Here is a 3,608-nt window from a genome sequence, read left to right on the forward strand (position 1 = left end):
GACGTGCGCAAGGTGCTGGCGCTGCTGCCGGCCAACAAGCAGAGCCTGCTGTTTTCGGCCACCTTCAGCGACGAGATCAAGGCGCTGGCCGCCAGCCTGCTGCGCGAGCCGCGGCACATCCAGGTCACGCCACCCAACACCACGGTGCAGCGCATCCGCCAGACCATCCACCCCGTGGGTCGCACCAAGAAGATGGCGCTGCTCAAGCACCTGCTGGACGGCAACGGCTGGAACCAGGTGCTGGTGTTTACACGCACCAAGTTCGGTGCCAACCAGGTGGCGCAGTTCCTCAACGAACACGGCATCAGCGCCATGGCGTTGCACGGCAACAAGAGTCAGACCGCGCGCACCCAGGCGCTGGACGGCTTCAAGAGCGGGCAGCTGCGCGTGCTGGTGGCCACCGATATCGCCGCGCGCGGCATCGACATCGAGGAGCTGCCGCACGTCGTCAACTACGACATCCCCAATGTGCCCGAAGATTATGTGCACCGCATCGGCCGCACCGGCCGCGCCGGCGCCGAGGGCGAGGCACTCAGCTTTGTCAGCCTCGACGAAGAAGGCTGGATGATGGCCATCGAGCGCTTCACGGGCCAGCAGATCCCGGTGCAGGTGCTGCCGGAGTTCATGCCCGAGCCCACAGAGAAGGCCGAACCCATCGCCATGGGCCGGCAGGTACTGTGGGGCGGCGCTGGCAAGCCGCCCAGCCGCGAAGTCATGGCCGCCGCAGCCAGGGCGGCCCGGCGCGACATGCTCGACCGCATGCGTGCCCGCAAGGCCGCTCCCACGGCGAAAGCCTCGTCAGCCGCCGAATCGGCAGAGCAGTCCGAGCGCCATGACCAGGCGCCGTCGGACGCGCAAAATGGCGACAGGGGCGTCGCTGGGGAAACGCGCGTGCGCATCGACACCGAAGAACGGCGCAACCGCAGCCGTCGCCGCCGCAGCAAGGCCAAAGGCCCCGGCGGCGCTGGCGCCGCCGGGGGCGCAGCCCAGCCGAGCCGCAACAAACCCCAGCCAACGGCAGCCGCACGCCAGCCAGACCCGCTGCGCACTGGCATCGATGCCTTGAACGACCGCGGCCGCCGCAACCGCAACAAAAACCGTGGCGGGGGCAAGGGCGGGGGGGGAGGCATCGACCCCCTGCGCACCAGTTTTGGCCGCATTCAGTGACGCCAACGGGAGTCCCCCATGCGCATCCTCCACACCATGCTGCGGGTCGGTGACCTGCAGCGCTCCATCGCTTTCTACACCCAGGTGCTCGGCATGCAGCTGCTGCGCACCTCCGAAAACCCGGAGTACAGGTACACGCTCGCGTTTCTGGGCTTTGAGGGCGGCAACCCTGGCCAGGCCGAGATCGAGCTGACCTACAACTGGGGCGTGGACAAGTACGAGATGGGCACGGCCTATGGCCACATCGCCATCGGGGTGCCAGATGTGTACGCGGCGTGCGAGCGCATCCGCGCCGCAGGTGGCACGATCACGCGCGAACCCGGCCCGGTCAAGGGCGGCACGACGGTGATCGCCTTCGTCACCGACCCCGACGGCTACAAAATCGAGCTGATCCAGCGCGACTTCGGTGCCGCAGGGGCAGGGCTGCGCTGACCGCGGTCACAGCCGCTCGGCGCCGCCGAGGTAGGGCCGCAGCGCCTGCGGCACCGTGATGGTGCCGTCTGCGTTCTGGTAGTTTTCCAGCACCGCCACCAGCGCCCGCCCGACCGCCAGGCCCGAGCCATTGAGGGTGTGCACCAGTTCCGTCTTGCCCTGCGCGTTGCGAAAACGCGCCTGCAGGCGCCGCGCCTGGAAGTCGCCGCAGTTGCTCACAGAGCTGATCTCGCGATAGGTGCCCTGCGCCGGCAGCCACACCTCCAGGTCGTGCGTGCGCGCGGCGCCAAACCCCATGTCGCCGGTGCACAGCAGCACCACCCGGTACGGCAGGCCCAGGCGCTGCAGGATCGCTTCGGCGTGGCCGGTCATCTCCTCCAGCGCCGCCTGGCTGTGCTGCGGGTGCACGATCTGCACCATCTCGACCTTGTCGAACTGGTGCTGGCGGATCAGGCCGCGCGTATCCCGTCCCGCCGCCCCGGCCTCGGAGCGAAAGCACGGCGTGTGGGCGGTCAAGCGAATCGGCAGATCGGACTCGGCCAGGATGGTATCGCGCACAAAATTGGTCAGGGTCACCTCGCTGGTGGGGATCAGATACATGGCCTCTTCATCGCCCTCGGCCCCCCCTTTTTTGGCCGCAAACAAGTCAGCCTCGAACTTGGGGAGCTGGCCCGTGCCGCGCAGAGTCTGCGCATTGACGATGTAGGGGGTATAGCACTCGGTGTAGCCATGCTCGCGGGTTTGCACGTCGAGCATCAGCTGCGCCAGCGCCCGGTGCAGACGCGCGATCGGCCCGCGCAGCACGGCAAAGCGTGCGCCGCTGAGCTTGGCTGCGGTCTCGAAGTCCAGCCCCAGGCGCTCGCCCAGGGCCACATGATCCCGCGGCTCAAACGGTAGTGCGGTGGGTGAGCCACCCAAGCCAGCGGCGGGACTCCAACGGCGCAACTCCACATTGCCGCTTTCATCCGGACCGACGGGCACCTCCGGCTGCGGCAGATTGGGCACCGCCAGCAGCAGGGTCTGCAATTCGGTTTGGATCTGCTCGAGCCGCGCGGCGGAGGCTTCCAGCGCGACCTTGATCTGCGCAACCTCGGCCATCGCGGTCTCGGCCTCGGCATGCTGGCCCTTGCCCTTGAGGGCGCCGATCTGCTTGGACAGGCTGTTGCGGCGGGCCTGCAGCTCCTCGGTACGGACCTGCAGGGCCTTGCGCTCGTTTTCGAGCGCCGTGAAAGCCGCGACATCGAGATAGGGTTGGGGATGCTTGCGGGTCTGAAGCCGCGCGACGACGGCGTCGAGGTCGCGGCGCAGGGTAGCGATATCGAGCATAGTGGCGTCATTGTAGGCGGGCCAGCGCACCTGGCGCCCCCCGGGGATGGGCAAGGGGCCGCAAACACAAAAGCCCGCCGAAGCGGGCTTGATCACAGCCACTCGGCGCGCGCCGTTCAGGCCGCCAGGCCCGGGTTGCCGCCGACGTTGATGATCTTGGGCTGGTTGATCTGGACGGGTTTGATGACCTTTTTGTCGCGCAGATAACCCGCGACCACGTCCCAGATCGGGGTGCCCGTCACGCCCTCTTGCACCGATGCCCAGCCCGCCACCTTGTAGGTCTTGTCCGCGGCCAGGGGCTTGCCCTTGAGGCTGAGGTTCTGGATACGCTGACCCATGGGTGCAGTCGGGTCGATGGTGTATTGAATGCCACCGACGCGCACCATGTCGCCGCCTTGCTGGTAATACGGATCGGGGTTGAACAAGTTGTCGGCCACATCTTCCATGATCTCTTTGATCTGGGCCCCCGTGAACTCGCTGAGCGTGGTGGCCGGATAAGTCAAGGCCATCTGGTCCATCATGCGCTCGTAGGTGATCACGTCGCCCGGCAGCAGACTGGTGCCCCAGCGCACGCCCGGCGAGAAGGCCGCATCTGCCCCCTTGACCTCCATCAACGCATCCAGGATGAGCTGATCCCACGATCCGTTGAAGTTGCCGCGACGGTACAGCAGACCTTCGGTGAC

At 67.2% G+C, this 3,608-nt stretch carries 4 protein-coding genes; 2 read left to right on the plus strand and 2 right to left on the minus strand.

The window, feature by feature from the left end; all coding sequences use genetic code 11:
* Both P3W97_RS02805 and gloA read left to right on the plus strand, forming a co-directional pair.
* Positions 1–1,167, plus strand: a 1,167-nt coding sequence (locus P3W97_RS02805) for a DEAD/DEAH box helicase (protein WP_300843573.1), incomplete at its 5' end; no start/stop codon positions are given.
* 18 nt (positions 1,168–1,185) lie between these two features.
* On the plus strand, positions 1,186–1,599 hold the full coding sequence (gene gloA, locus P3W97_RS02810; protein ID WP_300843576.1) for a lactoylglutathione lyase: 414 nt from the start codon (positions 1,186–1,188) through the stop codon (positions 1,597–1,599).
* Between the two features lie 6 nt (positions 1,600–1,605).
* Here the strand turns inward: gloA and serS are convergent, their stop codons facing one another.
* Entirely contained in the window at positions 1,606–2,925 is a 1,320-nt protein-coding gene (gene serS / locus P3W97_RS02815) for a serine--tRNA ligase (RefSeq protein ID WP_300843579.1), read from the minus strand.
* A gap of 116 nt (positions 2,926–3,041) precedes the next feature.
* Positions 3,042–3,608: 5'-nucleotidase C-terminal domain-containing protein (locus P3W97_RS02820; protein ID WP_300843580.1), on the minus strand; the 567-nt coding region annotated here is incomplete at its 5' end.

The organism is Tepidimonas sp., from assembly GCF_029335975.1.
In the GTDB taxonomy this organism is placed as follows: Bacteria; Pseudomonadota; Gammaproteobacteria; order Burkholderiales; family Burkholderiaceae_C; genus Tepidimonas.